This window comes from Aminobacter carboxidus (assembly GCF_014863355.1).
In the GTDB taxonomy this organism is placed as follows: Bacteria; Pseudomonadota; Alphaproteobacteria; order Rhizobiales; family Rhizobiaceae; genus Aminobacter; species Aminobacter carboxidus.
Map to the genome: position 1 here is coordinate 25,195 of NZ_JACZEP010000019.1, position 22,104 is coordinate 47,298.

A 22,104-nucleotide genomic window follows, 5' to 3' on the forward strand; every position below is an offset into this window, starting at 1 on the left:
GAGATGATGAACCTGAAATCCATGTCGATGGCAGCCGGCGTTGCGCTGCTGGCATCGACCAGCCTCGCCTCGGCTGAAGGCGCGCTGAACATCTACAACTGGGGCAACTACATCAGCCCCGACATGATCAAGAAGTTCGAGGAGAAATACAGCGTCAAGGTCACCGTGACCGACTACGACTCGAACGACACCGCACTCGCCAAGGTGCGCCAGGGCGGTACCGGCTTCGACGTCGCCATGCCGTCGCAGACCTATGTGCCGATCTGGATCCAGGAAGGGCTCATCCTCGAGACCAATCCCGGCGGCATGGAGAACTTCAAGAACGTGGCGCCCGAATGGGCCAACCCGGCCTTCGATCCGGGCCGCAAGTATACCGTGCCGTGGGCCTGGGGCACCGTCGGCGTGGTAGTCAACACCGACGTCTACAAGGGCGACATCAACACCTGGAAGATCGTCTTCGACACGCCTGAGGAGCTGAAGGGCAAGGTCAACGTCGTCCCCGAGATGAACGACGTCATGCACGCCGCGATCAAGTATGTCGGCGGCGAGCAGTGCACCGGCGACAAGGAAGTGCTGAAGAAGGTGCGCGACGTGCTCGTCGCCGCCAAGCCGAACTGGATCGCCATGGAATACAACACCATCGAGAAGATGGGCGCCGGCGACTTCAAGGCAACCAGCGACTGGAACGGCTCGGCACTGCGCCAGCGGCTGAAGACCCCGGCCATCCACTACGGCTATCCGGTCGAGGGCTTCCAGTACTGGTCCGACAACGTCGTGGTGCTCAAGGAAGCCAAGAACGTCGACAACGCCAAGCTGTTCCAGAACTTTATGATGGATCCGGAAAACGCGGCGATGAACTCGGCCTTCCACCGCTACGCCAACGGCATCGCCGGCTCGGAGAAGTTCATGCCGGCCGACATGACCACGGCACCGGAGGTCATCGTGCCGGAGGAGTTCAAGAAGAACGGCGAGATCCTGCAGACCTGCGCGCCTGAAGTGACGGCGCTCTACACCAAGATCTGGACCGAACTGCAGAAGTAAGTTCTGCGCGGACAATGCAGCCGGGGTCGACGAAAATCGATCCCGGTTGTCACCCACTTCTTATCTGCCGCTGGCAGAAGAAATCATATCAATGAAAGGACATTGCCATGAACCCGAGATTGTCCGCGGCCACCGCCGTCCTGGCGCTGCTGGCTGCAACTGGCTTCGCCCGCGCCGAAGGCCAGCTCAACATCTACAACTGGGGCAACTACACCAATCCCGAAATGATCAAGAAGTTCGAGGACAAATACAAGGTCAAGGTGACGATCACCGACTACGACTCGAACGACACGGCACTCGCCAAGGTGCGTCAGGGCGGCAGCGGTTTCGACATTGCCGTTCCCTCCCAGACGCACCTGCCGATCTGGATCAAGGAGGGACTGCTGCTCGAGACCAATCCGGGCGGCATGGAGAACTTCAAAAACGTGTCGCCCGACTGGGCCAATCCCGAGTTCGACCCCGGCCGCAAATTTTCGGTGCCGTGGGCCTGGGGTACCGTCGGCACGGTGGTCAACACCAGCACCTACAAGGGCGACATCAACACCTGGAAGATCATCTTCGAGACGCCTGACGAGCTGAAGGGCAAGGTCAATGTCGTCCCCGAGATGAAGGACGTTGTGACAGCGGCGATCCGCTATGTCGGCGGCGAACAGTGCACGGCCGACAAGGAGGTGCTGAAGAAGGCGCGCGACCTGCTGGTGGCGGCCAAGCCCAACTGGGTGGCCATGGAATATGGCGCCATCGACAAGATGAAGGCAGGTGACTTCCAGGCCTCGACAACCTGGAATGGGGCCGCGCTGCGCATCCGACTGGCACGTCCTGACGTGAACTTCGGTTATCCGAAGGAAGGCTTCACCTACTGGAGCGACAATGTCGTGGTGCTGAAGGACGCCAAGAACGTCGAGAACGCCAAGCTGTTCCAGAACTTCATCATGGATCCCGAGATCGCGGCCGGGCTTTCGACCTTTCACCGCTATGCCAACGGCATCGCCGGCTCGGAAAAGTTCATGCCGGCCGAGATGAAGGATGCACCCGAGATCGTCATTCCGGAGGCCAGCAAGGCGCATGGTACGATGGCCATGATGTGCCCGCCGGAGGTCGATGCGATCTATACCAAGATCTGGACCGACCTGCAGAAGTGAACGTTCGACAGCGGGGTTCGGCGTCCGCGCCTGACCCCATGCTCGCCTAAAGCGTGAGGTGATGCGATGAGCTCCTACCGCAACAGCGACGTGCCGCCCCCCATCATGCAGGGCTCGCCGCCCGCAATGCCTGTGCCGAAGACAGCCTGGGATATGCCGCCATGGAACCGCTGGGCGTTCCAGCATGTGCGCGAGATCGTGCCGACAGCGGAGGTGTGGCGCGGTGAAGGTCCGGTGCGTGCATTGCCACGCCTGGAGACGGATCTCGATGGGCTTGATGTCGTCGACAGCGAGGGCAAGCCGACGCCGCTTTCGGGCCTGCTCGACGAGACCTACACCGACGGCTTCCTCGTGCTCAAGGACGGCAAGATCGCCTATGAGCGCTACTTCAACGGCATGACGGCGCGCACGCTGCATCTGTCGCAATCGGTGGCGAAATCAGTGACGGGAACGGTGTTCGGCATCCTCGCCGGGCAAGGCATCGTCGACCCGAAGAAGCTTGTGACCGACTATCTGCCAGAATTGGCAACGACCGGCTGGAAAGGTGGCACTGTCCAGCAGGTGCTCGACATGACCACCGGCGTGCGCTTCAGCGAAGCCTACACCGATCCTTATTCCGATATCGGTCAGGTCGATGTCGCTTGTGGCTGGAAGCCGATCCCCTCCGGCACCGATCCCGGTTTCCAATGGCCGCGGCATATGTTCGAGCTGATCCAGCGCCTCAGCGAAACGACGCGGCCGCATGGCGCTGCCTTCGAGTACCGCTCGATCGAGACAGACGTGCTCGCTTTCATCATGGAACGCGCCACCGGCAAGCGGCTGCCGCAGCTGGTTTCGGAAGAGCTGTGGCAGAAGATCGGCGCCGAAGAGAGCGCCTGTTTCACCGTCGACAGCGCTGGCTACGCGGTGGCCGACGGCGGCTTCAACGCGACGCTGCGCGACTATGCCCGCTTCGGCCAGACGATCCTCGAAGACGGGGCCGGCATCGTGCCCGCCGATTGGATCGCCGACACGCGGAATGGCGTGCATGGCCCGAACTTCAGCACGTCGATGCCGGAGGCGAGCTACCGCAACCAGTTCTGGATCGAGGACCCGCGCTCGCGGGCGCTGATGTGCCGCGGCGTGTTCGGGCAACTGATCCATATCGACTTCGACGCCGCGATGGTGACGGTGAAGCTGTCGACCTGGCCCGACTTCACCTCGGTGCCCTATTCAGTGGCGACCTTGAAGGCCGTGCACGCGATTTCAGCCGCACTCGCCTGACCGGAACAACAAGCAGCAAGGACATATCATGACGTCATCAACCGCCTTCGAGCAGGCATTCGGTTTTGCGCGCACGGATGTGACGCTCGGCAACTGGCGCGAACAGCCGTTCAACCGCTGGGCGTTCCAGAATATCGGCGAGATGGTGCGCAGCGCGCGGATCCCTGCCGGCGAGGGCAAGGTCGAGCGCGCGCCGGTCGAGCTCGGAGGGCTTCTGGCTGAAACCGTTGCGATCAATGGCCGAAGCGAGACCGTGGCTGGTTTCCTCGAGCGCTCATCGACGGATGCGTTCGCGGTGATGAAGAAGGGGCGCTTCATCGGCGACTGGTTCGCGCCGACGATGCCGCCCGAAGCGCGGCACGTCATTTTCTCGATCTCGAAGTCGCTGACGGCGATCCTTGCCGGCGCGCTGGAAGGCGAGGGCAAGCTCGATCCAAATGCACCGGTGACTGATTACGTGCCGGAGGCCAAAGGCTCGGTCTATGCCAATGCCACCGTGCGGCACGTGCTCGACATGACCGTCAGCCTCGATTTCGATGAGGCCTATCTCGATCCCGAAAGCGCGTTTGCGCGCTATCGCCGCGCCACGATGTGGAACCCGGGCGGCGGGTCGGAGACGCTGCGCGAGTTCCTCGTTTCGCTGCATCAGCTGGACGAGCCGCATGGCCGGACCTTCCGCTACCGTTCGCCCAATTCCGACCTGCTTGGCATCGTCGTCGAGCGCGCCTCGGGACAGCGTTATGCCGACCTGATGTCGGACAAGCTGTGGCGGCCGCTGGGTGCGGTGCGCGACGGCTTTGTCAGCGTCGACGCGGAAGGCTCTGCGCGCGCCGCCGGTGGCGTGTCGGTGGCGGTGCGCGATCTTGCCCGCGTCGGCGAAATGATGCGCCAGGGGGGTGCCGCCGAAGGTGGGCGGATCGTGCCGCAGGTCTGGGTCGAGGACACCATCCATGGCGGCGATGCCGAAGTGTGGCAGCGTGGCACGATGACCAACCTGTTTGCCCATGGGCGCTATCGCAACAAATGGTACCAGAGCGCCAATGCGAGCGGCGCCTATTGCGGCATCGGCATCCACGGCCAATGGCTCTATGTCGACCCCAAGGCCGAGCTGGTCATCTCCAAGATGTCGTCGCAGGCGCTGCCGGTGGACGATCCGCTCGACCTCGACAATGTCGCGTTTTTCGAGGCGATCTGCGCAAGGGTTTGAGGATGCCTGGCTTTTGATCGAATAACCTCTCTCCGTCACGGCGTTGCTACGCGATTTCGCGCAGGATGTGGTCGTGCAGCAGCTGTGCCGTCGGTGACAGCGTGCGCCCGCGCACCGTGATCAGGCTGTAGGGCTGGACGTTGATGTCAAAGGCGATCGGCAGGATCTCGATCGCGCCGGCCAGCCCGCTCTCGCTGTTGACGAATTTGGCGACGTCGATGGCGATGGGGGCAATGGCATCGGACTGCGCGACCATCACCAGCGTCAGCAACAGCGAGCTGGTGTTGAGGATGCGGTCGGGCATGCGAACGTTGCGGCTCATGAAGATGCCTTGCACCGTCTGGCGCAGCAGCGAGCCGCCAGGCTGGAACACCCAGTCGAATTCGGCGAGACGCTCGAGCGCGATGGTGCCGGACCCGGCCAGCGGATGGCCGCGGCGGACGATGAGGCAGGCTTTTTCGATGCCGATGATGCGGCTTTCAAACAGCCGCGGGTCGAGATCGTCGGGCACGCGGGCGACGATGAAATCGTGGCGTGACGCCAGCAATTCGCGTGCCAGCACGGCACTGGTCTCGATCTGGACGCTTATTTCGATGCGCGGGTAGCGCTCGCGGATCTTGCGGATGGCGGGCACGGCGAGCTCGATCGCAGGGGCGGTGACGGCACCCATCGCAACCGAGCCGCCCTTGCCGGATTTGAGATCCGAAATCTCGCGGTCGACCTGCTGCATCTCGAGCAGGATGGCGCGGCCGCGGCGAGCGAGGGCCGCGCCATAAGGCGTCAGCCGGATGCCGCGCGGCAGCCTTTCGCAGATCTGCACGCCGAGGATATCCTCGATCTCGGAGATCATGCGCGATGCGGCGGGCTGGGAGATGTTCATCACCTGGGCTGCGGCGCTGATCTGGCCATGATCCTCGAGCGCCACCACCATGCGCATGTGGCGCAGCTTGAGGCCGCTGCGCAGCAGGGTCTCGTTGTCGCTGATACGCACGCTGGAGCCGGTTATGCGAGCGTCATTCTGGATGTCGACCATAGCACCATGCCTCCCGTGCCGGCCGGTCACCCCGGCCAGACAGAGAAAAGCATATCAGAAATGATATGCCATGGAGCTGAATTTGCATTTGACTGTTATGTCACTCTCCCTGAGGTTGAGGGTCGTCGCGAGTTCGATGTCAGCCAGCCCGACGCTGGCGCATCGAGCGGAGGAAACGCAGGGCTCGCGGCCTTTTGGGAGAAAGTCACAGAATTTGGCTTAGCCGCGCCGTTCATGGCGGGGCCACGCGCGAGCGCTTGCGTCCGCGCGCCGGCACTTCACAAGGGAGAGAGAAGGTGAAGATCATCAAGACGTTCGTAGCCGCCCTGGCGGTTGGCCTATCGGCCATGACCTTTGCGGCCCAGGCCCAGGACAAGGGCCTGGTTGGCATCGCCATGCCGAACAAGTCCTCGCTGCGCTGGATCGCAGATGGCGACGCGCTCAAGGCGGCACTGGAATCCAAGGGCTACACCGTCGACATGCAGTATGCCGAAGACGATATCCCCAACCAGCTCGCCCAGATCGAGAACCTTGTGACCAAGGACGCCAAGGCGCTGATCATCGCATCGATCGACGGGACGACGCTTTCGGCGGTGCTGCAGCAGGCAGCCGACAAGGGCGTCAAGGTCATCGCCTATGACCGCCTGATCCGCGAGAGCGGCAATGTCGACTATTACACCACCTTCGACAACTTCAAGGTTGGCGTGCTGCAGGCCGAGTCGCTGCTCAAGGGCCTCGGCTATCCCGAAAAGCCCGGTCCGTTCAACGTCGAGCTGTTCGGCGGTTCGCCCGACGACAACAACGCCTTCTTCTTCTACGACGGCGCCATGTCGGTGCTGCAGCCGCTGATCGACAAGGGCACGCTGGTCGTCAAGTCGGGCCAGATGGGCATGGAAAAGGTTGGCACGCTGCGCTGGGATGCGGCGGTGGCGCAGGCCCGCATGGACAACATCCTGTCGGCCAACTACTCGGACGGCAGCCGCGTCGACGCGGTGCTGGCGCCCTATGACGGCCTGTCGCGCGGCATCATCTCGTCGCTCCGCGGCGTTGGCTACGGCACTGCCGAACAGCCATGGCCGATCATCTCGGGCCAGGATGCCGAAGTACCTTCGGTCAAGGCGATCATCGCCGGCGAACAGTATTCGACGGTGTTCAAGGACACCCGCGAACTGGCCAAGGTGACGGCAAATCTCGTCGATGCCGTGCTTGCTGGCGGCAAGCCGGAGATCAACGACGAAAAGACCTACAACAACGGTGTCAAGATCGTTCCGTCCTACCTGCTGGTCCCGGTTTCGGTCGACAAGTCCAACTACGAGCAGATCGTGGTCGGCTCCGGCTACATCAAGGCGGAAGAGCTGAAGTAACTCAACGCGCCCTCTCGGACCTCACCCCTTCTCCCGCGACAGCGGGGGAAGTGGCAGGGTCCAAGCACAGGCGTTTTCTTCTCTCCAGAAGTGCGGCAGACTGCGATGTCTGTTGTATCAGAGCGCCGCGCGCCCGAACGACGCACATGACCGCTCTAGCACTTTGAATTTGCACGTCTTGCCACCGCCAAGTGACGTCACTTAGCTGCAAGATGCGCGGCCATGCTGGATCGAGAGCTCGAATGACGAACAGCACCATTCTGGAAATGCGCGGCATCACCAAGACGTTTCCCGGCGTCAAGGCGCTGGAACAGGTCAATCTGCAGGTCAAGCGCGGCGAAATCCACGCCATCTGCGGCGAGAATGGCGCAGGCAAGTCGACGCTGATGAAGGTGCTCTCCGGCGTCTACCCTTTCGGCAGCTACGAGGGCGAGGTCGAATACGAGGGCAAGGAGTGCCGCTTCAATGGCATTCACGACTCCGAAAAGCTCGGCATCGTCATCATCCACCAGGAACTGGCGCTGGTGCCGCTGTTGTCGATCGCCGAGAACATCTTCCTCGGCAATGAGCAGGCAAGCCGCGGCATCATCAACTGGGACAAGGTGCAGCGCCGTGCCGGCGAGTTGCTGAAGAAGGTCGGCCTGAAGGAGGCCCCCGACACGCTGATCACCAACATCGGCACCGGCAAGCAGCAACTGGTTGAAATCGCCAAGGCGCTGGCCAAGGACGTCAAGCTGCTCATTCTCGATGAGCCGACAGCCTCGCTGTCGGAAAAAGACAGCCATGCGCTTCTCGACCTGCTGCTTGAGTTCAAGACGCAAGGCATCACCTCGATCATGATTTCGCACAAGCTAAACGAGATCAAACGGATCGCCGACCAGATCACCGTCATTCGCGACGGCAAGTCGATCGAGACGATGGACAAGGCGGATATCACCGAAGACCGCATCGTTACCTCGATGGTCGGTCGCGCCTTGGAAAACCGCTACCCGTCGCGCACGCCGAAAATTGGCGAAACCATCTTCGAGTTGAAGAACTGGTCGGTCTATCACCCGCTTAACCTCGAACGGCAGGTCATCAAGAACGTCAATCTGTCGGTGCGCAAAGGCGAGGTGGTCGGCATTGCCGGGCTGATGGGAGCAGGGCGCACGGAACTGGCGATGAGCGTCTTTGGCCGCACCTATGGCGCCAAGATTTCCGGCGAGGTTTTCCTGCATGGCAAGCCGTCTGACACCAGCAATGTCGGCAAGGCCGTTGCTGCCGGGCTCGCTTACGCCACCGAGGACCGCAAGGTCTACGGCCTCAATCTGATCGACCACATCAAGCACAATGTGACGATCGCCAACCTGCCCGGCATTTCGTCGAAGTCAGGCGTCATCGACGACAACTGCGAGGTCAAGGCGGCCAACGAATATCGCAAGAAGACCAACATCCGTTCGTCCAGCATCTATCAGATCACCGGCAACCTTTCAGGCGGCAATCAGCAGAAGGTGGTGCTGTCGAAGTGGTTGTTTGCCAACCCCGACGTGCTGATCCTCGACGAGCCGACACGCGGCATCGATGTCGGGGCTAAGTACGAGATCTACACGATCATCAACAAGCTCGCGGAGGAGGGCAAAGGCATCCTGATGATCTCTTCGGAAATGCCTGAGCTGCTCGGCATCTGCGACCGCATCTACGTGCTGAACGAGGGTCGCATCGTCGGCGAACTCTCAGGCGAGGAAGCATCACAGGAAAAGATCATGCGGGCGATCGTCCGCGGCGAAGAGAAGGTAGCGTCATGAGCACCGAAACCGCACCGCCCGTCGTCAACGCCGCCAAGGCCTCGATGCAAGGTGCCATGAAGGAAAACTTGCGCGAATACGGCCTGGTTTTGGCGCTCGTCATCATCATGGTCTTCTTCCAGGTGATGACCAACGGCATCCTGTTCTTGCCGGTCAACCTCACCAATGTCGTTCTCCAGAATTCCTACATCATCGTCATGGCGCTCGGCATGCTGCTGGTCATCGTGGCCGGCCACATCGATCTGTCGGTTGGCGCAGTGGCGGGTTTCATTGGAGCGGTGGCAGCACTGCTCATGGTCGACTACGGCGTCAATCCGTTGCTTGCCGGCCTGTTGTGCATCGCGTTGGGTGCCGCCATCGGCGGCGTGCAAGGCTATTTCATCGCCTATATGAAAATCCCGTCCTTCATCGTCACCCTGGCGGGCATGCTGGTGTTCAAGGGGCTATTGCTCAACGTTCTCAGCGGCCGTTCGGTCGGCCCGTTTCCGCCGGTGTTCCAGCTGCTCAGCGCCGGCTTCATTCCCGACTTCCTGGGACCGGTGACCCTTGTGGCGCCAAGGCTCAACGCAGCCGGCGGACCGACGCCGGGAACGGGCATCGTGCTGCATTCGACAACGATGCTGATCGGCATCCTGATCGTTGCGGCGATGCTCTACTTCGCCTTGAAGAGCCGCCGGAACCGCGAAGAGCACGGTTATGCCGCCGAGCCGTTCTCGTTCTTTGTCGTCAAGAACCTCGTCTTGTCGGGGATTATCCTGTTTTTGATGTACAAGTTCGCCTCGTTCAAGGGCTTGCCCAACGTCCTTGTCGTCATGGGGATACTGATCGCCTTGTTCGTCTTCGTGACCAAGCGCATGACGTTCGGCCGGCGCATCTATGCCATGGGCGGCAATGAGAAGGCGGCCAAGCTGTCGGGCATCCAGACCGAAAGGCTGACATTCTACATCTTCGTCATCATGGGCATGCTGGCGGCCCTTGCTGGCCTGATCTATTCCGCGCGCCTCAATATGGCGACACCCAAGGCGGGTGCGGGGCTTGAACTCGACGTCATCGCCGCGGTGTTTGTTGGCGGGGCGTCCGCACTCGGCGGTGTCGGCCAGGTTGCCGGCGCGGTCATCGGCGCCTTCATCATGGGTGTCATGAACAACGGCATGGGGGTGATGGGCATCAACATCGACTGGCAGCAGGTGATCAAGGGCCTGGTGCTGCTCGGCGCTGTCGCCTTCGATCTCTACAACAAGAAGAAGGCCTAGGCCGCAAGGAGAGCGCGGCCGACTGCGGCGCCTGGAGGAGCGGGCCTCGCAATCTCGAAAGAAACGTAATCAGGCGTGCGGCGTCGAGGCGTTGCGCGACGGGGAGGTTTTGCCGATCGCCGCAAGCCGGCTGGGGCGAACCGAAAGGAGTGCAGGAATGTTGATGTCCCAGATCATCTCCACCGACGGCAAGAGCCGGGTGGCCGTGCGAGAAGGCGGTACGGCGCGGCTGGTCAACGACGCCAAGTCGATCTACGCGCTGGCATTGGAGGCGGTGCGCGCCGGGACCACGCTTGCCACCGTCGTCTCGGACCGCGGCCTTGGCGAGGCCGTCGATCTCGAAGCGGCCATACGCGCTGGGCAGGTGCTGTCGCCGGTCAGGCATCCCGACCCCGCACATCTGCATCTCACCGGCACCGGGCTTACCCATCTCGGCTCGGCGGCGACACGCGACAGCATGCACAAGAAGCTCGACGCGGAGGGCGAGCAGGCGCTGACGGATTCCATGAAGATGTTCCGAATGGGCCTTGAAGGCGGCAAGCCGGGGCGCGGGCAGGCAGGCGTGCAGCCGGAATGGTTCTACAAGGGCAACGGCAATATGGTCGTAGATCCCGGCAAGGCGCTGGTGTCGCCGCACTTCGCGCTCGATGCCGGCGAAGAGCCGGAGATCGCCGGCATCTACCTTGTCGGCGACGACGGCACGCCCTACCGCATCGGCTTTGCGCTTGCCAACGAGTTTTCCGACCACGTCACCGAGCGCATCAACTATCTCTACCTTGCCCATTCCAAGCTGCGGAATGCCGCCTTCGGTCCGGAGATCCTCGTCGGCGACCTACCCGCTGATGTCAGGGGCACGTCGCGTATCGTCCGCGCCGGCAAGACGATCTGGGAAAAGCCGTTCCTGTCGGGCGAGGCCAACATGTCCCACTCGATCGCCAATCTCGAGCACCATCATTTCAAGTATGGTGTGTTCCGCCAGCCGGGCGACGTACATGTGCACATGTTCGGCACCGCGACGCTGTCCTTCGCCGATGGCGTGAAAGCCGAGCCGGGCGACGTGTTCGAGATCGAGGCGGCGGCGTTCGGGCTGCCATTGCGCAATTCGCTCAAGCTGGCGCGGGCGACCGCACCTGTTGCCGTGCGAACTCTCTAGGGATCCAAATGATGACCATCGAGATCATGGGGCGTTATCCGAGCCTGGCCGGCCGGCGGGTGCTGGTTTCAGGCGGAGCGTCCGGGATCGGCGAAGCGTTGGTGCGGAACTTCGCCGCGCAAGGCGCCAAGGTCGGCTTCATCGACCTCGCCGAGATGGAAGGCAATGCGCTTGCCGATGAGCTGACCGCCACAGGCGCGACAGTGGCGTTCCGCTGCTGCGACATCACCGACATCGAGGCCTATCGCAAGGCGATTTCAGCGATCGAGGCGCTGCACGGTCCGACGCTGGCGCTGGTCAACAATGCCGCCAACGACATCAGGCACGACTGGCGCGAGGTCACGCCTGACTATTTCGATGCCCGCGTCGCGGTGAACCTGCGGCACGCGTTCTTCGCCATCCAGGCGGTGGTACCCGGCATGATCGCCGCCGGCGAGGGCGCGATCGTCAATCTGGGCTCGATCGGCTGGATGAAGGCATCAGGCGGTTATCCCATCTATGCCGCGTCCAAGGCGGCGGTGCACGGCATGACGCGTTCCTTCGCCCGCGACCTCGGCAAGCATGGCATCCGGGTCAACACGCTGGTCCCGGGCTGGGTGATGACCAAACGCCAGATCGACCTTTGGGTCGACGATGCGGCGAATGCCGAGATCGACAAGGCCCAGTGCCTGGCCGGGCGTGTCTTGCCCGACGACATCGCGCGCATGGCGCTGTTCCTCGCCGCCGACGATTCAAGGATGTGTACGGCACAGAATTTCGTCGTCGACGGCGGCTGGGTCTAGCAGCTATTCGGCCATCGAGAAGCGATACTCGGTGACCTGCGTGTAGATCTCGTCCGGCCTCAGCATGGCACTCGGAAAATGCGGCTGGTGGATGGCGTCGGGGAAACGCTGCGGCTCTAGGCACAGTGCGCCGTGGCGCACCGGCTCGATGCCGCCGCGCAATGGCGGGGCGACCGGCAGGAAGGCGCCGTCATAGAGCTGCAGCCCGGGTTCCGTGGTCCACAGGTCAAGCCGGATGCCCGATAGCGGACCTTCCAACCGAGCGGCGTGCCATGGCTCGGGCGCCGGCTGCATGGCAAGCACCCAGTTGTGGTCGTAAGCATTGTGCGCGTCGTCCGGACCGTTGCGGATGGGGCGAAGCTCGCGGAAATCGAAAATGGTGTCGTCCACGGCGAGCACCTCGCCGGTCGGGATGTTGCGATCGTCCACCGGGGTGTAGGCCTCGGCGGCGATCCTGAGGCGATGATCGAGGATCGAGCCGCCGCCGTCGAGATTGAAGTAGGCGTGGGCGGCAAGGTTGACCAGCGTCGGCGCATCGGTGCGGGCACCGAGCGCGATGCGCAAGCCGCCGGAATCGAGCGAATAGCGGCAGGTGGCGATGACCTTGCCGGGGTATCCCTGGTCGCCGTCGGGTGAGATCAGGGCGAGCAGGACCGAGCTGTCATCAGCGTCGACAGTGATCCAGTTGCGGCGGAAAAACCCGTCGCCGCCGCCATGAAGATGGGTGTGGCCGGCTTCGTTGAGGTCGAGCCGGAAGTCCTGTCCGTCAAGCGAGAAGCGGCCGCCGGCGATACGGTTGGCGCAACGTCCGGCAATGGCGCCGAAGTAGCCGCCATGGCTGAGGTAGCCGGATAGATCGTCAAAGCCGAGGATGACCGAGCGCGGGCCGCTGGGCGTGGCGACGATCAGATCGGCAAGCGTCGCGCCGAAGGTCAGGATTTTTGCCTCGATGCCGTCGGCGGCGATGGTGATCGCCTGCACCACGCTGTCGTCGGGCATTCGACCGAATTCGCTGATCGGCATCTTGGTTCGCTCCGCGCGGCCATCGGGCCCCGCGCAGCGTCCTGCAAACCGACACGATTCTCAAGTGGCTTTTGCCTAGGCGGCAAGCAGGCTCTTGAGCTTGACCGACGGCGCGGCCAGTGCGTCGATGTCGGGGTGCGCCGATCTCGCAATCAGCATCTCGGCCAGGCGGATGTCGCGCGCGACCGCATTGCCGGGACCGATACCGCTGGCAGCGACGAGGCGGCCATCGTGCTTGAGGTGGAACAGGATGAAGGCGCCGTCGTCCAGATCGCGGCGGATGGTGTGCTCGCCTTCGTCGGGCAGGCCGGCGATCTGCAGGCTGAGCCCGTACTGGTCGGACCAGAACCAGGGCACGCCGGCATGGACCTCGTCGGCACCGAGCATGTTGCGGGCGGCGAGCGCACCGTGTTCCTGGGCGCTGCGCCAGGCCTCCAGCCGGACCCGCCGTCCGCCATAGACGGCAAGCGGAAACGAGCAGCAGTCACCGGCGGCGAAGATGTTGGGATCGCTGGTGCGCAGTTGCGCGTCGACAGCGATGCCATTGTTGAGGGTGAGGCCAGCGGTTTCGGCAAGTGCCGTCACCGGGATGGCGCCGATGCCGATGATGGCGAGGTCGGCTGCAACGGCACGACCGCTGGCCAGCGCGATGCGGACGGACGTGCCGTCGTCGTTGACGGCAGCGATGCCGTTGCCGCAGATGAAATCTACGCCTTCGGCTGCGTGAGCTTCGTGGACGACAGCAGCGATTTCCGCTGGTACGCCGCGCATCAGGATGCGGGGCTGCGCCTCGATGACGGTGACGTCGGCCCCCAACTTGCGGGCGGACGCAGCGAGTTCGAGGCCGATAAAGCCGCCGCCGATGATGGCGATGTGTGCGCCGGCACGTAAATAGCCACGGATGGCGAGGGCATCGTCGAAGGTGCGGAGATAAACGCAGCGGGCACCCAGGCCCGGAAGCGTCAACATCCGCGGGGTGGCACCGGTGGCAACCAGCAGCTTGTCGTAGTCGAGATCAGATCCATCGCTCAGGCGGATCGAACGGTTGGCGCGGTCGATCGAGGTGGCAGAGCTCGCGCCGAGCAGGTCGATGCGATGTTCGCTGAGGCGAGCTGCATCCGAAATGGCCTTGATGGAAGGTGTCTCGGAAGCGACCATCGCGTCCTTGGACAGTGGCGGCCGTTCGTAAGGCAGGTGCGCTTCAGCGCCGACCAGCGTGACGGTGCCGTCGTAGCCCATTTCCCGCAGGGCGAAGGCAGCGCGTGTGCCGCACTCGCCCGCACCGATGATGACCATTCCCGCCGACATCGGGTCAGCCCAACTGGACGAAGACCTTGCCGGCGTCGACTTTCACCGGATAGGTCCTGAGGTTGACGCAGACGGGCGCGCCGCGGGCAGCACCGGTCTTGTAGTTGAAGCGGCCATTGTGCTTGGGGCACTCGATAATGTCGCCCATGACCAGCCCCTGCGACAGGTGGATTTGCTCGTGCGTGCACAGGCCGTCAGTGGCGAAGAACTCGTCCTCCGGACTGCGGTAGAGCGCGAAAGTGCGCCCGGCATGGTCGAAGCGGATGACGTCTTCCTCGTCGATGTCGTCGGCCGCGCAGGCCTCGATCCAGTCGCTCATGTCTTTGTCCCCTGATGTTTCGAAAGCTATTCGGCGGCTAGCGCCGTCTCGCTATGGAACTCGTCGCGATAGGGCCGCGCCGTAGGCGGCAGTTCGCGCTTGACGAAATAGTCGTCGTTGCGGAGCTGGCGGACGAAGGCTGGCAACATCTCGCGATAGCCGGCCCAGATCGACTGACAGGGTGCCGGCAGGTCGTGCTTGATCATTGCGTGCAGCTTGGGCAGCGCGTGATAGGGCACCATCGGGAACATGTGGTGTTCGACGTGATAGTTCATGTTCCAGTAGATGAAGCGGCTGACCGGGTTCATCAGCACGGTGCGGCTGTTGAGCCGGTGGTCGATGACGTTGTCGGCGAGACCGCCATGCTGCAGCAGGCCGGTGAGCACATGATGCCAGGCGCCGTAGAGCCGCGGCAGGCCGATCAGCATCAATGGCAGCCACGAGCCGAGATAGACGGCGAGCGCGATGGTCGCGGCATAGATCGCCACCCAGATACGGGCGATGCGGATGGCCCTTGGCTGCTCGCTTTCGGGGATGAAGGTCTTTTCCTCGGCGCCGATCACACCTGATGCGTTGCGGAACATGTCGACCATGGCATGCCAGGCATCGAGCAGGCCAAAGAAGTTCAGTACGACACGCAGCAGATCCGGCGGGCGCATGACTGATATTTCGGGGTCGCGACCGACGATGACGGTGTCGGTGTGATGGCGGGTGTGGCTCCAGCGCCAGGTCACCGGATTGCGCATGATCATGAAGCAGGCGATCTGGTAGACCGCGTCGTTCATCCAAGGCGTCTTGAAGGCGGTGCCGTGGCCGCATTCATGCCAGCGCGAGTCGGTGGCCGAGCCGTAGAGCACGCCGTAGCAGACGAAGAACGGCACGCACCACCAGCTGCCCCAGAGCGCTGCACCGGCAGCGCCGAAAGCAACGAGCAGGCCGAGCCAGATCGCGGTGTCGCGGATGGCCGGGCCGTCGGAGCGCTGCATCAGCTCCTTCATCTGCTTGCGCGGAATGTCGGTGTGGTACCACTCGGCGGCGGCGAGGCCGCTGTCGATGGCGCGGCGCGCGCTGTCTCCCACAAGACTGTAGTCGCGCGCCGAAGGCGTCACGGTCATGGCTCTCTCCCTGGAAGTCGGAAACGGTTCCGCGATGGGCGCTGGAGATCGTTCACTGCAAGGATGGTAACGCATGATGATATTTTTTCAATCATAGCATGATGGTTTCTATCATTTTCCATCATTGTGAGCTATGGTGGGTGCCTGCTGCAGGAGCGGACATGAGCAAGCGCCCGACCATCACCGATCTCGCCAACGCCTCGGGCGTCAGCGTCGCCACCGTCGACCGGGTGCTGAACGGGCGCCTGCCGGTGCGCGAGGAAACGCAGCGTCGTGTCTACGAAGCCGCGACATCAATCGGCTATCACGCCGCCGGGCTGATTGCGCAGCGCATGCGCAAGGAGCTGCCGGTGCACCGTCTCGGCTTCGTGCTGCTGCGCCCAAAGGATGTGTTCTACCGTGCCTTCGCCAGCGAACTGGAGAAGGCGATCGCCCAGGCGTCGGGTTTCCGCGGCACCGCGGTGATCGAATTCGCCGATACGCTGGCGCCGGAAGAGATTGTGGAGCGGCTGCGGCGGCTGGCGGCGAGCTGCGATGCGGTGGCACTGGTCAGTCCCGACCATCCAACGGTGACGGCGGCGGTGACTGAGTTGAAGGAGCGCGGCGTTCCCGTGTTCTCGCTGCTGTCCGACTTCGCGTCAGGCATTCGCGAGGGTTATGTCGGCATCGACAACCTCAAGGTCGGTCGTACGGCGGCATGGATGATCTCGAAATGCGCCCGCAAGCCGGGCAAGGTGGCGCTGTTTGTCGGTAGCCATCGTTTCCATGGCCACGAACTGCGCGAGATCGGTTTTCGCGCCTTCTTTCGCGAGCACGCGCCCGATTTCACGCTGCTCGAGACGATCGTCAACCACGAGTCGCATGAGGTCACCCATGAGGTTGTCAAAGACCTGCTGCGGCAGCATGACGACGTCGTCGGCTGCTATGTCGCCGGCGGTGGCATCGAAGGCGCGATCTCGGCGCTGCGGCAGGCGAGGCCCGATCCGCTGCCAGTGCTGATCTGCAACGAAATCACCAACGACACGCGCGCAGCGCTTGCCGACAATCTGGCTGTCATGGTGATCGCAACGCCGTTGGGGCCATTGTGCCGTGAGCTCATCGGGCTGATGGCGCATTCGATCGAGGAGGGGTCGGCCAATGCCCCCGGCCAGACCTTCCTGCCGTTTGACGTCTTCCTGCCGGAAAACATCTAACCGGCGTTGACGTGCTGCGACTGGCCGTTCGAATCTATCAGAGAATGATGGATTTTCGTCATTATTCAGATTGACTATTCCATTTGATAGGTAGATTGGAACGAAAATATCGTAGCTTGTCGACCGCGATCCGGAGGAACAAATCGGCATGACCAGCACGCTCAATTTCGCGCTCAATCACATGGCGGCGCCAGGCTTGTCGCCGGCGGACTTCTTTGCGCTGAGCAAGAAGCTCGGCATTTCCAATGTTGAAATCCGCAACGATCTCGCCAGCAACGCGATCCTCGACGGCACGCCCGCCGGGGTCATTCGCGACCTGGCCGCGGAAACTGGAATATCCATAACGAGCATCAACGCGCTGCAGCGCTTCAATGAGTGGAATGCGACGCGCGCGGCCGAAGCGATCGCGCTTGCCGATTATGCCCGCGACGTCGGTGCTGCGGCTCTGGTGCTGGTGCCCGTCAATGACGGGTCGGGGCAGGGCGATGGCGAGCGCCAGCGCAACGTCAGGGGCGCGCTGTCAGCACTGAAGACCATCCTCGGCGACCGCGGCGTGCGTGGTCTTGTCGAGCCGCTCGGGTTCGAAGTCTGTTCCTTGCGTTCCAAGCGCGAAGCGGCAGAAGCGATCGCCGATGTCGGCGGCCTCGACGTTTTCCGTATGGTGCATGACACGTTCCACCACCATCTTGCCGGCGAGCCCGACATTTTCCCCGGGATGACTGGCCTTGTGCACATTTCCGGCGTCGACGATCCGGTAGTCGGTGTCGCCGACATGCGCGATCCACACCGTATCCTTGTCGATGCCGGCGACAGGCTCGACAATGTCGGGCAGATCCGCGCGCTGGTCGCCGGCGGCTATTCCGGGCTGTTGTCGTTCGAGCCGTTTTCGCCTGCCGTGCACCGGCTTGCCGATCCGCAGGCGGCGTTGGCCCAGAGCATCGCCTTTATCGGCTCGCGGCTCTGACGGCCTTTCAAAACAACTGACAACCAAGGGTCGGCCACGCCAGGCCGGCCCGCTTTTGCCTGTGGGCAAGATTGATCGCGCCGAAATGGAATATCGCTTGACGTTCGCATGGAATATGGAATAAACATTTCATATTATAAAAACACGGCCCGAACATTCTGAAATCAGGGTCGGCACCATCGGGAGGCGGGCGGCACTTCGACATCGCAGAGGAGCGATGGTGGCGCCCGTGGATATGAGCCTTCGGCGCAGCTGCGGGCTTCCGGCACTGTGAGGTGCAGCCGGGCACCATTCGTGGAGGAGAGTAATCATGAAGAAGTATTTGCTCGGCGCTGCCTTGTCGGCGCTGATGACGGGTTCCGCGCTTGCTGGCGACATCGGCGTCAGCATGGCGAATTCGGACACCTTCCTGACCGTCCTGCGCAAGGGCATCGAAAAGGCCGCGGCCGACGCCAGCCAGCCTGTCGTCATCGAAATTGCCGACGACGACGTCAACAAGCAGCTCAGCCAGGTCCAGAACTTCATCGCCGCCAAGGTTGACGCAATCATCGTCAACGCCGTCGACACCTCGGCGACCACGCCGATGACCAAGCTTGCCAATGACGCCGGCATTCCGATCGTCTACGTCAACCGCCAGCCGATCGACGTCGATGCGCTTGGCGAAAAGGGCGCGTTCGTCGCTTCCGACGAGGCCGAATCCGGCACGCTCGAGACCAAGGAAGCCTGCCGCCTGCTGAAAGCGGCCGGCAAGACCGAAGCCGGCATCCTGGTGATGCAGGGCGACCTCGCCAACCAGGCCGCCGTGATGCGTACCAAGGACGTCCACGACGTGATCGCGACGCCGGATTGCTCTTTCATCAAGATCATCGACGAGCAGACGGCCGGCTGGGATCCGGTCAAGGCACAGGATCTGATGACCAACTGGATCGCTGCCGGCCACAAGCCGGATGCCGTGATCGCCAACAACGACAACATGGCGATCGGCGCGATCAACGCCATGAAGGCTGCCGGTTGGGACATGAAGGACGTCATCGTCGGCGGTGTCGATGCGACCCAGGAAGCGCTTGCCTACATGAAGGCTGGCGACCTCGACGTGACCGTGTTCCAGGACGCGGCCGGCCAGGGTGGCGGCGCCATCAAGGCGGCGATGTCTCTGGCCAAGGGCGAAAAGGTCGAGCCCAAGGTCTGGATCCCGTTCCAGTTGGTGACGCCTGAGAACATGGACCAGTTCGTTTCCAAGAACTGATACGATCCATGAGATGCGCCGCCGAGCGGCGGTGGCGCATCTTCCCTCCGTGCGTGACCCTGGAAATCGGGATCGATTTTCGAAGAAGTTCATGCACGGATTTGAGTTGTCGCGGCGTCCTTTGCGCATCCATGGGACGCGCAGCGCTGTGGGATACAGCGCCTCAAGCCAAGCTTGAGCCGGGTCTGGGAGGACCGATTATGCAAAGCCCTGGCATGACCGAGGCAGCGCGCGAAAGCGGTGCTGCGCCTGCTCCTGATTACCTTCTCGAAGTCGCCGACGTGCGCAAGGAATTCCCCGGCGTTCTGGCCCTCGACAACGTCCAGCTTCGGCTCAAGCGCGGCAGCGTCCATGCGCTGATGGGCGAGAACGGTGCCGGCAAGTCGACCCTGATGAAGATCGTTGCCGGCATCTATACGCCCGATTCTGGCACCTTCAAGCTGCGCGGCAAGGACATCCGGCTCAACGGTCCGCTCGACGCGCTCGAAAACGGCATCGCCATGATCCATCAGGAGCTCAACCTGATGGCACCGATGACGGTGGCCGAAAACATCTGGATCCGGCGCGAGCCGACGAGCCGCTTCGGCTTCGTCGATCACGGCGAGATGCGGCGCAAGACGGTCGCGCTGTTCAAGCGTCTCAACATCGACATCGATCCCGACATCGAGGTCGGCACGCTGAGCGTCGCCAACCGCCAGATGGTCGAGATCGCCAAGGCGGTGTCCTACGAATCCGACGTGCTGATCATGGACGAGCCGACGTCGGCGCTAACCGAGCGCGAGGTCGACCACCTGTTCACGATCATCCGGACGCTGCGGGAGCAGGGGAAGGGCATCATCTACATCACCCACAAGATGAATGAGCTGTTCGAGATCGCCGACGAATTTTCGGTGTTCCGGGACGGCAAGTACATCGCAACAAAGCTTTCACACGAGGTAACGCGCGACGACATCATCAGGATGATGGTCGGGCGTGAGATCACCCAGATGTTCCCCAAGGAAGAAGTGCCGATCGGCGAGGTGGTGCTGTCGGCCAAGGGGCTGACGCTGAAGGGCGTCTTCTCCGACGTTTCGTTCGATCTCCGCGCCGGCGAGATTCTCGGCATTGCCGGGCTGGTCGGCTCCGGCCGGTCGAACATCGCTGAAACGATCTTTGGAGTGACCCCCGCCACTTCAGGCACGATCGAGCTTTTCGGCAAGACCGTGCGTGTCGACAGTCCCTCGACGGCGATGAGCCATGGCTTGGCGTTTCTTACAGAGGACCGCAAGGAAACCGGTTGCTTCCTTTTGCTCGACATCCAGGAAAACACCCAGATGGCGGTGCTGCAGTCGGGCTACGTCAAAAACGGCTTCGTCAAGCAGACGCAACTGTCCAAGGATTCGAAAGAGATCAGCGCGGCGCTGAGGGTGAAGACGCCCGACATGGCCGAGCCGATCATCAATCTGTCGGGCGGTAACCAGCAGAAGGTGCTGATCGGCCGCTGGCTGCTGACCAAGCCCAAGATCCTGATCCTCGACGAGCCGACCCGCGGCATCGACGTCGGCGCCAAGGCCGAGATCCACAGGCTGATTTCCAAGCTCGCGGGTCAAGGTGTGGGGGTCATCATGATCTCGTCGGAAATGCCCGAGGTTCTGGGCATGAGCGACCGCATCATGGTGGTGCATGAGGGAAAAGTGACCGGCTTCCTCGATCGCGCCGAAGCCAACCAGGTCAAGATCATGGAACTCGCGTCGCACTGACGGCGCCAAGAGCTCAAGGGTGGAAGAACCATGTCGACGAACGAGATTGCCAGCCCAACAAGTGTCATTGGAAGCAAGAAGCGCCTGCCGCCTGAGGTATCGATCCTGGCCGTGCTGATCGGTATTGCCATCGTCTTCGAGATTCTTGGCTGGATCATCGTCGGCGACAGCTTCCTCGCCAACAAGCAGCGTCTTTCGATCATCATCCTGCAGGTGTCGGTGATCGGCATCATCGCGGTCGGGGTGACGCAGGTAATCATCACCGCCGGTGTCGACCTGTCCTCGGGATCGGTCGTCGGTCTCGCCGCCATGGTGGCAGCGAGCCTGGCACAGACCTCGCTCAATCCCAGGGCGGTCTACCCTTCGCTCACTGACATTTCACCGATCTGGGCGATCCTCGCTGGCCTTGGCGTCGGCCTTCTCGCCGGCTCGGTCAACGGCTTTCTGATCGCCCGAACCAAGATACCGCCCTTCATCGCCACGCTCGGCATGATGGTTTCAGCGCGCGGCCTTGCCAAATGGTACACGCTCGGCCAGCCCGTGGCGCTGCTCGACGACAGCTTCACCTGGCTCGGCAAGAGCTTCAATATCATGGGCTTTCCGCTGCCGCTGCCGGTGATCGTCTTTCTTGTCGTTGCTGTCATTTTCCACATTGCGCTGGGTTATACCCGCTACGGCAAGTTCACCTACGCCATCGGCGCCAACCCGCAGGCGGCACGCGTCTCGGGCATCAACATCGGCGGCCATCTGATCAAGGTCTATGCCATTGCCGGCCTGCTTTCAGGCCTGGCAGGGGTGATGACCGCGGCCCGCGCCGCCTCCGGCCAGCCGGGCATGGGCGTCGCCTACGAACTGGATGCCATTGCGGCGGCGGTTATCGGTGGCACCTCGCTGTCGGGCGGCGTCGGGCGCATCACCGGCACGGTCATCGGCACGATCATCCTCGGCGTCCTGACGTCGGGCTTCACCTTCCTCAAGGTCGGCGCCTATTATCAGGAAATCATCAAGGGCATGATCATCGTGGCGGCCGTGATCATCGACCAGCACCGCCAGAACAAGCGCAAGAAGGCGTAATCGACGTTGCCTGGGACGTGATCTTGTCCGAAAACCTTTGGGATCACGTCAGAACTCGGGCCGCCCGGCATCCCGTCGGCGGGCGGCTCCATCCCTCCCAG

Annotated in this window: 19 protein-coding genes; 14 read left to right on the forward strand and 5 right to left on the reverse strand. The window is 62.6% G+C overall.

Annotated elements, in window-relative coordinates; all coding sequences use genetic code 11:
- The first annotated feature begins 6 nt into the window (after window positions 1-6).
- From IHE39_RS28790 to IHE39_RS28805, 4 genes are all read left to right on the forward strand, one after another.
- On the forward strand, window positions 7-1,041 hold the full coding sequence (locus IHE39_RS28790; protein WP_192568925.1) for an ABC transporter substrate-binding protein: 1,035 nt from the start codon (window positions 7-9) through the stop codon (window positions 1,039-1,041).
- Between the two features lie 107 nt (window positions 1,042-1,148).
- A complete protein-coding gene (locus IHE39_RS28795) occupies window positions 1,149-2,183 on the forward strand; it encodes an extracellular solute-binding protein (protein WP_184769705.1) in 1,035 nt (344 codons plus the stop codon).
- A 66-nt stretch (window positions 2,184-2,249) separates the two neighbouring features.
- Complete coding sequence (locus IHE39_RS28800; RefSeq protein ID WP_184769706.1) at window positions 2,250-3,446, forward strand: serine hydrolase domain-containing protein; 1,197 nt, start codon at window positions 2,250-2,252, stop codon at window positions 3,444-3,446.
- 28 nt (window positions 3,447-3,474) lie between these two features.
- On the forward strand, window positions 3,475-4,653 hold the full coding sequence (locus IHE39_RS28805; protein WP_192568926.1) for a serine hydrolase domain-containing protein: 1,179 nt from the start codon (window positions 3,475-3,477) through the stop codon (window positions 4,651-4,653).
- Window positions 4,654-4,699: 46 nt separating this feature from the next.
- Here IHE39_RS28805 and IHE39_RS28810 read toward each other — a convergent pair whose 3' ends face one another.
- Window positions 4,700-5,686 (reverse strand): LysR family transcriptional regulator, encoded by a 987-nt coding sequence (locus IHE39_RS28810; protein WP_184769708.1) that lies wholly within the window; start codon window positions 5,684-5,686, stop codon window positions 4,700-4,702.
- Between the two features lie 296 nt (window positions 5,687-5,982).
- On the opposite strand from IHE39_RS28810, the gene chvE reads away from it, so the two are divergent.
- The 5 genes from chvE to IHE39_RS28835 all read left to right on the forward strand — a co-directional run bounded on the left by chvE (window position 5,983) and on the right by IHE39_RS28835 (window position 12,022).
- Window positions 5,983-7,050 carry a multiple monosaccharide ABC transporter substrate-binding protein gene (chvE, locus tag IHE39_RS28815; RefSeq protein WP_192568927.1) on the forward strand — a complete coding sequence of 356 codons (1,068 nt, stop codon included), beginning with the start codon at window positions 5,983-5,985 and terminating at the stop codon, window positions 7,048-7,050.
- A 242-nt stretch (window positions 7,051-7,292) separates the two neighbouring features.
- The gene (mmsA, locus tag IHE39_RS28820) at window positions 7,293-8,834 is read left to right on the forward strand and encodes a multiple monosaccharide ABC transporter ATP-binding protein (RefSeq protein ID WP_184769710.1); all 1,542 of its coding nucleotides are present in this window, start codon (window positions 7,293-7,295) and stop codon (window positions 8,832-8,834) included.
- Window positions 8,831-10,087, forward strand: coding sequence for a multiple monosaccharide ABC transporter permease (mmsB, locus tag IHE39_RS28825; RefSeq protein WP_184769711.1), 1,257 nt, complete (start codon window positions 8,831-8,833; stop codon window positions 10,085-10,087). The genes mmsA and mmsB overlap by 4 nt, the downstream gene beginning before the upstream one ends.
- A 157-nt stretch (window positions 10,088-10,244) precedes the next feature.
- The gene (gene araD1 / locus IHE39_RS28830; protein ID WP_184769712.1) at window positions 10,245-11,240 is read left to right on the forward strand and encodes an AraD1 family protein; all 996 of its coding nucleotides are present in this window, start codon (window positions 10,245-10,247) and stop codon (window positions 11,238-11,240) included.
- A gap of 11 nt (window positions 11,241-11,251) precedes the next feature.
- A complete protein-coding gene (locus IHE39_RS28835) occupies window positions 11,252-12,022 on the forward strand; it encodes an SDR family NAD(P)-dependent oxidoreductase (protein WP_192568928.1) in 771 nt (256 codons plus the stop codon).
- 3 nt (window positions 12,023-12,025) lie between these two features.
- Here IHE39_RS28835 and IHE39_RS28840 read toward each other — a convergent pair whose 3' ends face one another.
- The 4 genes from IHE39_RS28840 to IHE39_RS28855 all read right to left on the reverse strand — a co-directional run bounded on the left by IHE39_RS28840 (window position 12,026) and on the right by IHE39_RS28855 (window position 15,787).
- A complete protein-coding gene (locus IHE39_RS28840) occupies window positions 12,026-13,045 on the reverse strand; it encodes an aldose epimerase family protein (RefSeq protein ID WP_192568929.1) in 1,020 nt (339 codons plus the stop codon).
- A gap of 75 nt (window positions 13,046-13,120) precedes the next feature.
- Window positions 13,121-14,353, reverse strand: coding sequence for an NAD(P)/FAD-dependent oxidoreductase (locus tag IHE39_RS28845; RefSeq protein WP_246485674.1), 1,233 nt, complete (start codon window positions 14,351-14,353; stop codon window positions 13,121-13,123).
- 4 nt (window positions 14,354-14,357) lie between these two features.
- A complete protein-coding gene (locus tag IHE39_RS28850; protein WP_192568930.1) occupies window positions 14,358-14,672 on the reverse strand; it encodes a MocE family 2Fe-2S type ferredoxin in 315 nt (104 codons plus the stop codon).
- Between the two features lie 26 nt (window positions 14,673-14,698).
- Window positions 14,699-15,787 (reverse strand): fatty acid desaturase family protein, encoded by a 1,089-nt coding sequence (locus tag IHE39_RS28855; RefSeq protein ID WP_192568931.1) that lies wholly within the window; start codon window positions 15,785-15,787, stop codon window positions 14,699-14,701.
- A gap of 161 nt (window positions 15,788-15,948) precedes the next feature.
- Between IHE39_RS28855 and IHE39_RS28860 the strand changes: the two genes are divergently transcribed.
- The 5 genes from IHE39_RS28860 (at window position 15,949) to IHE39_RS28880 (ending at window position 22,003) form a co-directional block, all read left to right on the forward strand.
- Entirely contained in the window at window positions 15,949-16,980 is a 1,032-nt protein-coding gene (locus tag IHE39_RS28860) for a LacI family DNA-binding transcriptional regulator (RefSeq protein ID WP_184769717.1), read from the forward strand.
- A gap of 148 nt (window positions 16,981-17,128) precedes the next feature.
- Window positions 17,129-17,944 carry a TIM barrel protein gene (locus tag IHE39_RS28865; RefSeq protein WP_192568932.1) on the forward strand — a complete coding sequence of 272 codons (816 nt, stop codon included), beginning with the start codon at window positions 17,129-17,131 and terminating at the stop codon, window positions 17,942-17,944.
- A gap of 310 nt (window positions 17,945-18,254) precedes the next feature.
- Window positions 18,255-19,190, forward strand: a complete 936-nt coding sequence (locus IHE39_RS28870; RefSeq protein WP_184769719.1) for a substrate-binding domain-containing protein — start codon at window positions 18,255-18,257, stop codon at window positions 19,188-19,190.
- 197 nt (window positions 19,191-19,387) lie between these two features.
- Entirely contained in the window at window positions 19,388-20,929 is a 1,542-nt protein-coding gene (locus IHE39_RS28875; RefSeq protein WP_434781353.1) for a sugar ABC transporter ATP-binding protein, read from the forward strand.
- Between the two features lie 30 nt (window positions 20,930-20,959).
- Entirely contained in the window at window positions 20,960-22,003 is a 1,044-nt protein-coding gene (locus IHE39_RS28880; RefSeq protein ID WP_184769721.1) for an ABC transporter permease, read from the forward strand.
- The last annotated feature ends 101 nt before the right edge of the window (window positions 22,004-22,104 follow it).

Excerpts from the sequence above, each read along its gene's own strand:
- IHE39_RS28790 (WP_192568925.1), top strand. The coding sequence starts at position 7 with ATGAACCTGAAATCCATGTCGATGGCAGCCGGCGTTGCGCTGCTGGCA.
- IHE39_RS28795 (WP_184769705.1), top strand. The coding sequence starts at position 1,149 with ATGAACCCGAGATTGTCCGCGGCCACCGCCGTCCTGGCGCTGCTGGCT.
- IHE39_RS28800 (WP_184769706.1), top strand. The coding sequence starts at position 2,250 with ATGAGCTCCTACCGCAACAGCGACGTGCCGCCCCCCATCATGCAGGGC.
- IHE39_RS28805 (WP_192568926.1), top strand. The coding sequence starts at position 3,475 with ATGACGTCATCAACCGCCTTCGAGCAGGCATTCGGTTTTGCGCGCACG.
- IHE39_RS28810 (WP_184769708.1), bottom strand. The coding sequence starts at position 5,686 with ATGGTCGACATCCAGAATGACGCTCGCATAACCGGCTCCAGCGTGCGT.
- mmsA (WP_184769710.1), top strand. The coding sequence starts at position 7,293 with ATGACGAACAGCACCATTCTGGAAATGCGCGGCATCACCAAGACGTTT.
- mmsB (WP_184769711.1), top strand. The coding sequence starts at position 8,831 with ATGAGCACCGAAACCGCACCGCCCGTCGTCAACGCCGCCAAGGCCTCG.
- araD1 (WP_184769712.1), top strand. The coding sequence starts at position 10,245 with ATGTTGATGTCCCAGATCATCTCCACCGACGGCAAGAGCCGGGTGGCC.
- IHE39_RS28835 (WP_192568928.1), top strand. The coding sequence starts at position 11,252 with ATGACCATCGAGATCATGGGGCGTTATCCGAGCCTGGCCGGCCGGCGG.
- IHE39_RS28840 (WP_192568929.1), bottom strand. The coding sequence starts at position 13,045 with ATGCCGATCAGCGAATTCGGTCGAATGCCCGACGACAGCGTGGTGCAG.
- IHE39_RS28845 (WP_246485674.1), bottom strand. The coding sequence starts at position 14,353 with ATGTCGGCGGGAATGGTCATCATCGGTGCGGGCGAGTGCGGCACACGC.
- IHE39_RS28850 (WP_192568930.1), bottom strand. The coding sequence starts at position 14,672 with ATGAGCGACTGGATCGAGGCCTGCGCGGCCGACGACATCGACGAGGAA.
- IHE39_RS28855 (WP_192568931.1), bottom strand. The coding sequence starts at position 15,787 with ATGACCGTGACGCCTTCGGCGCGCGACTACAGTCTTGTGGGAGACAGC.
- IHE39_RS28860 (WP_184769717.1), top strand. The coding sequence starts at position 15,949 with ATGAGCAAGCGCCCGACCATCACCGATCTCGCCAACGCCTCGGGCGTC.
- IHE39_RS28865 (WP_192568932.1), top strand. The coding sequence starts at position 17,129 with ATGACCAGCACGCTCAATTTCGCGCTCAATCACATGGCGGCGCCAGGC.
- IHE39_RS28870 (WP_184769719.1), top strand. The coding sequence starts at position 18,255 with ATGAAGAAGTATTTGCTCGGCGCTGCCTTGTCGGCGCTGATGACGGGT.
- IHE39_RS28880 (WP_184769721.1), top strand. The coding sequence starts at position 20,960 with ATGTCGACGAACGAGATTGCCAGCCCAACAAGTGTCATTGGAAGCAAG.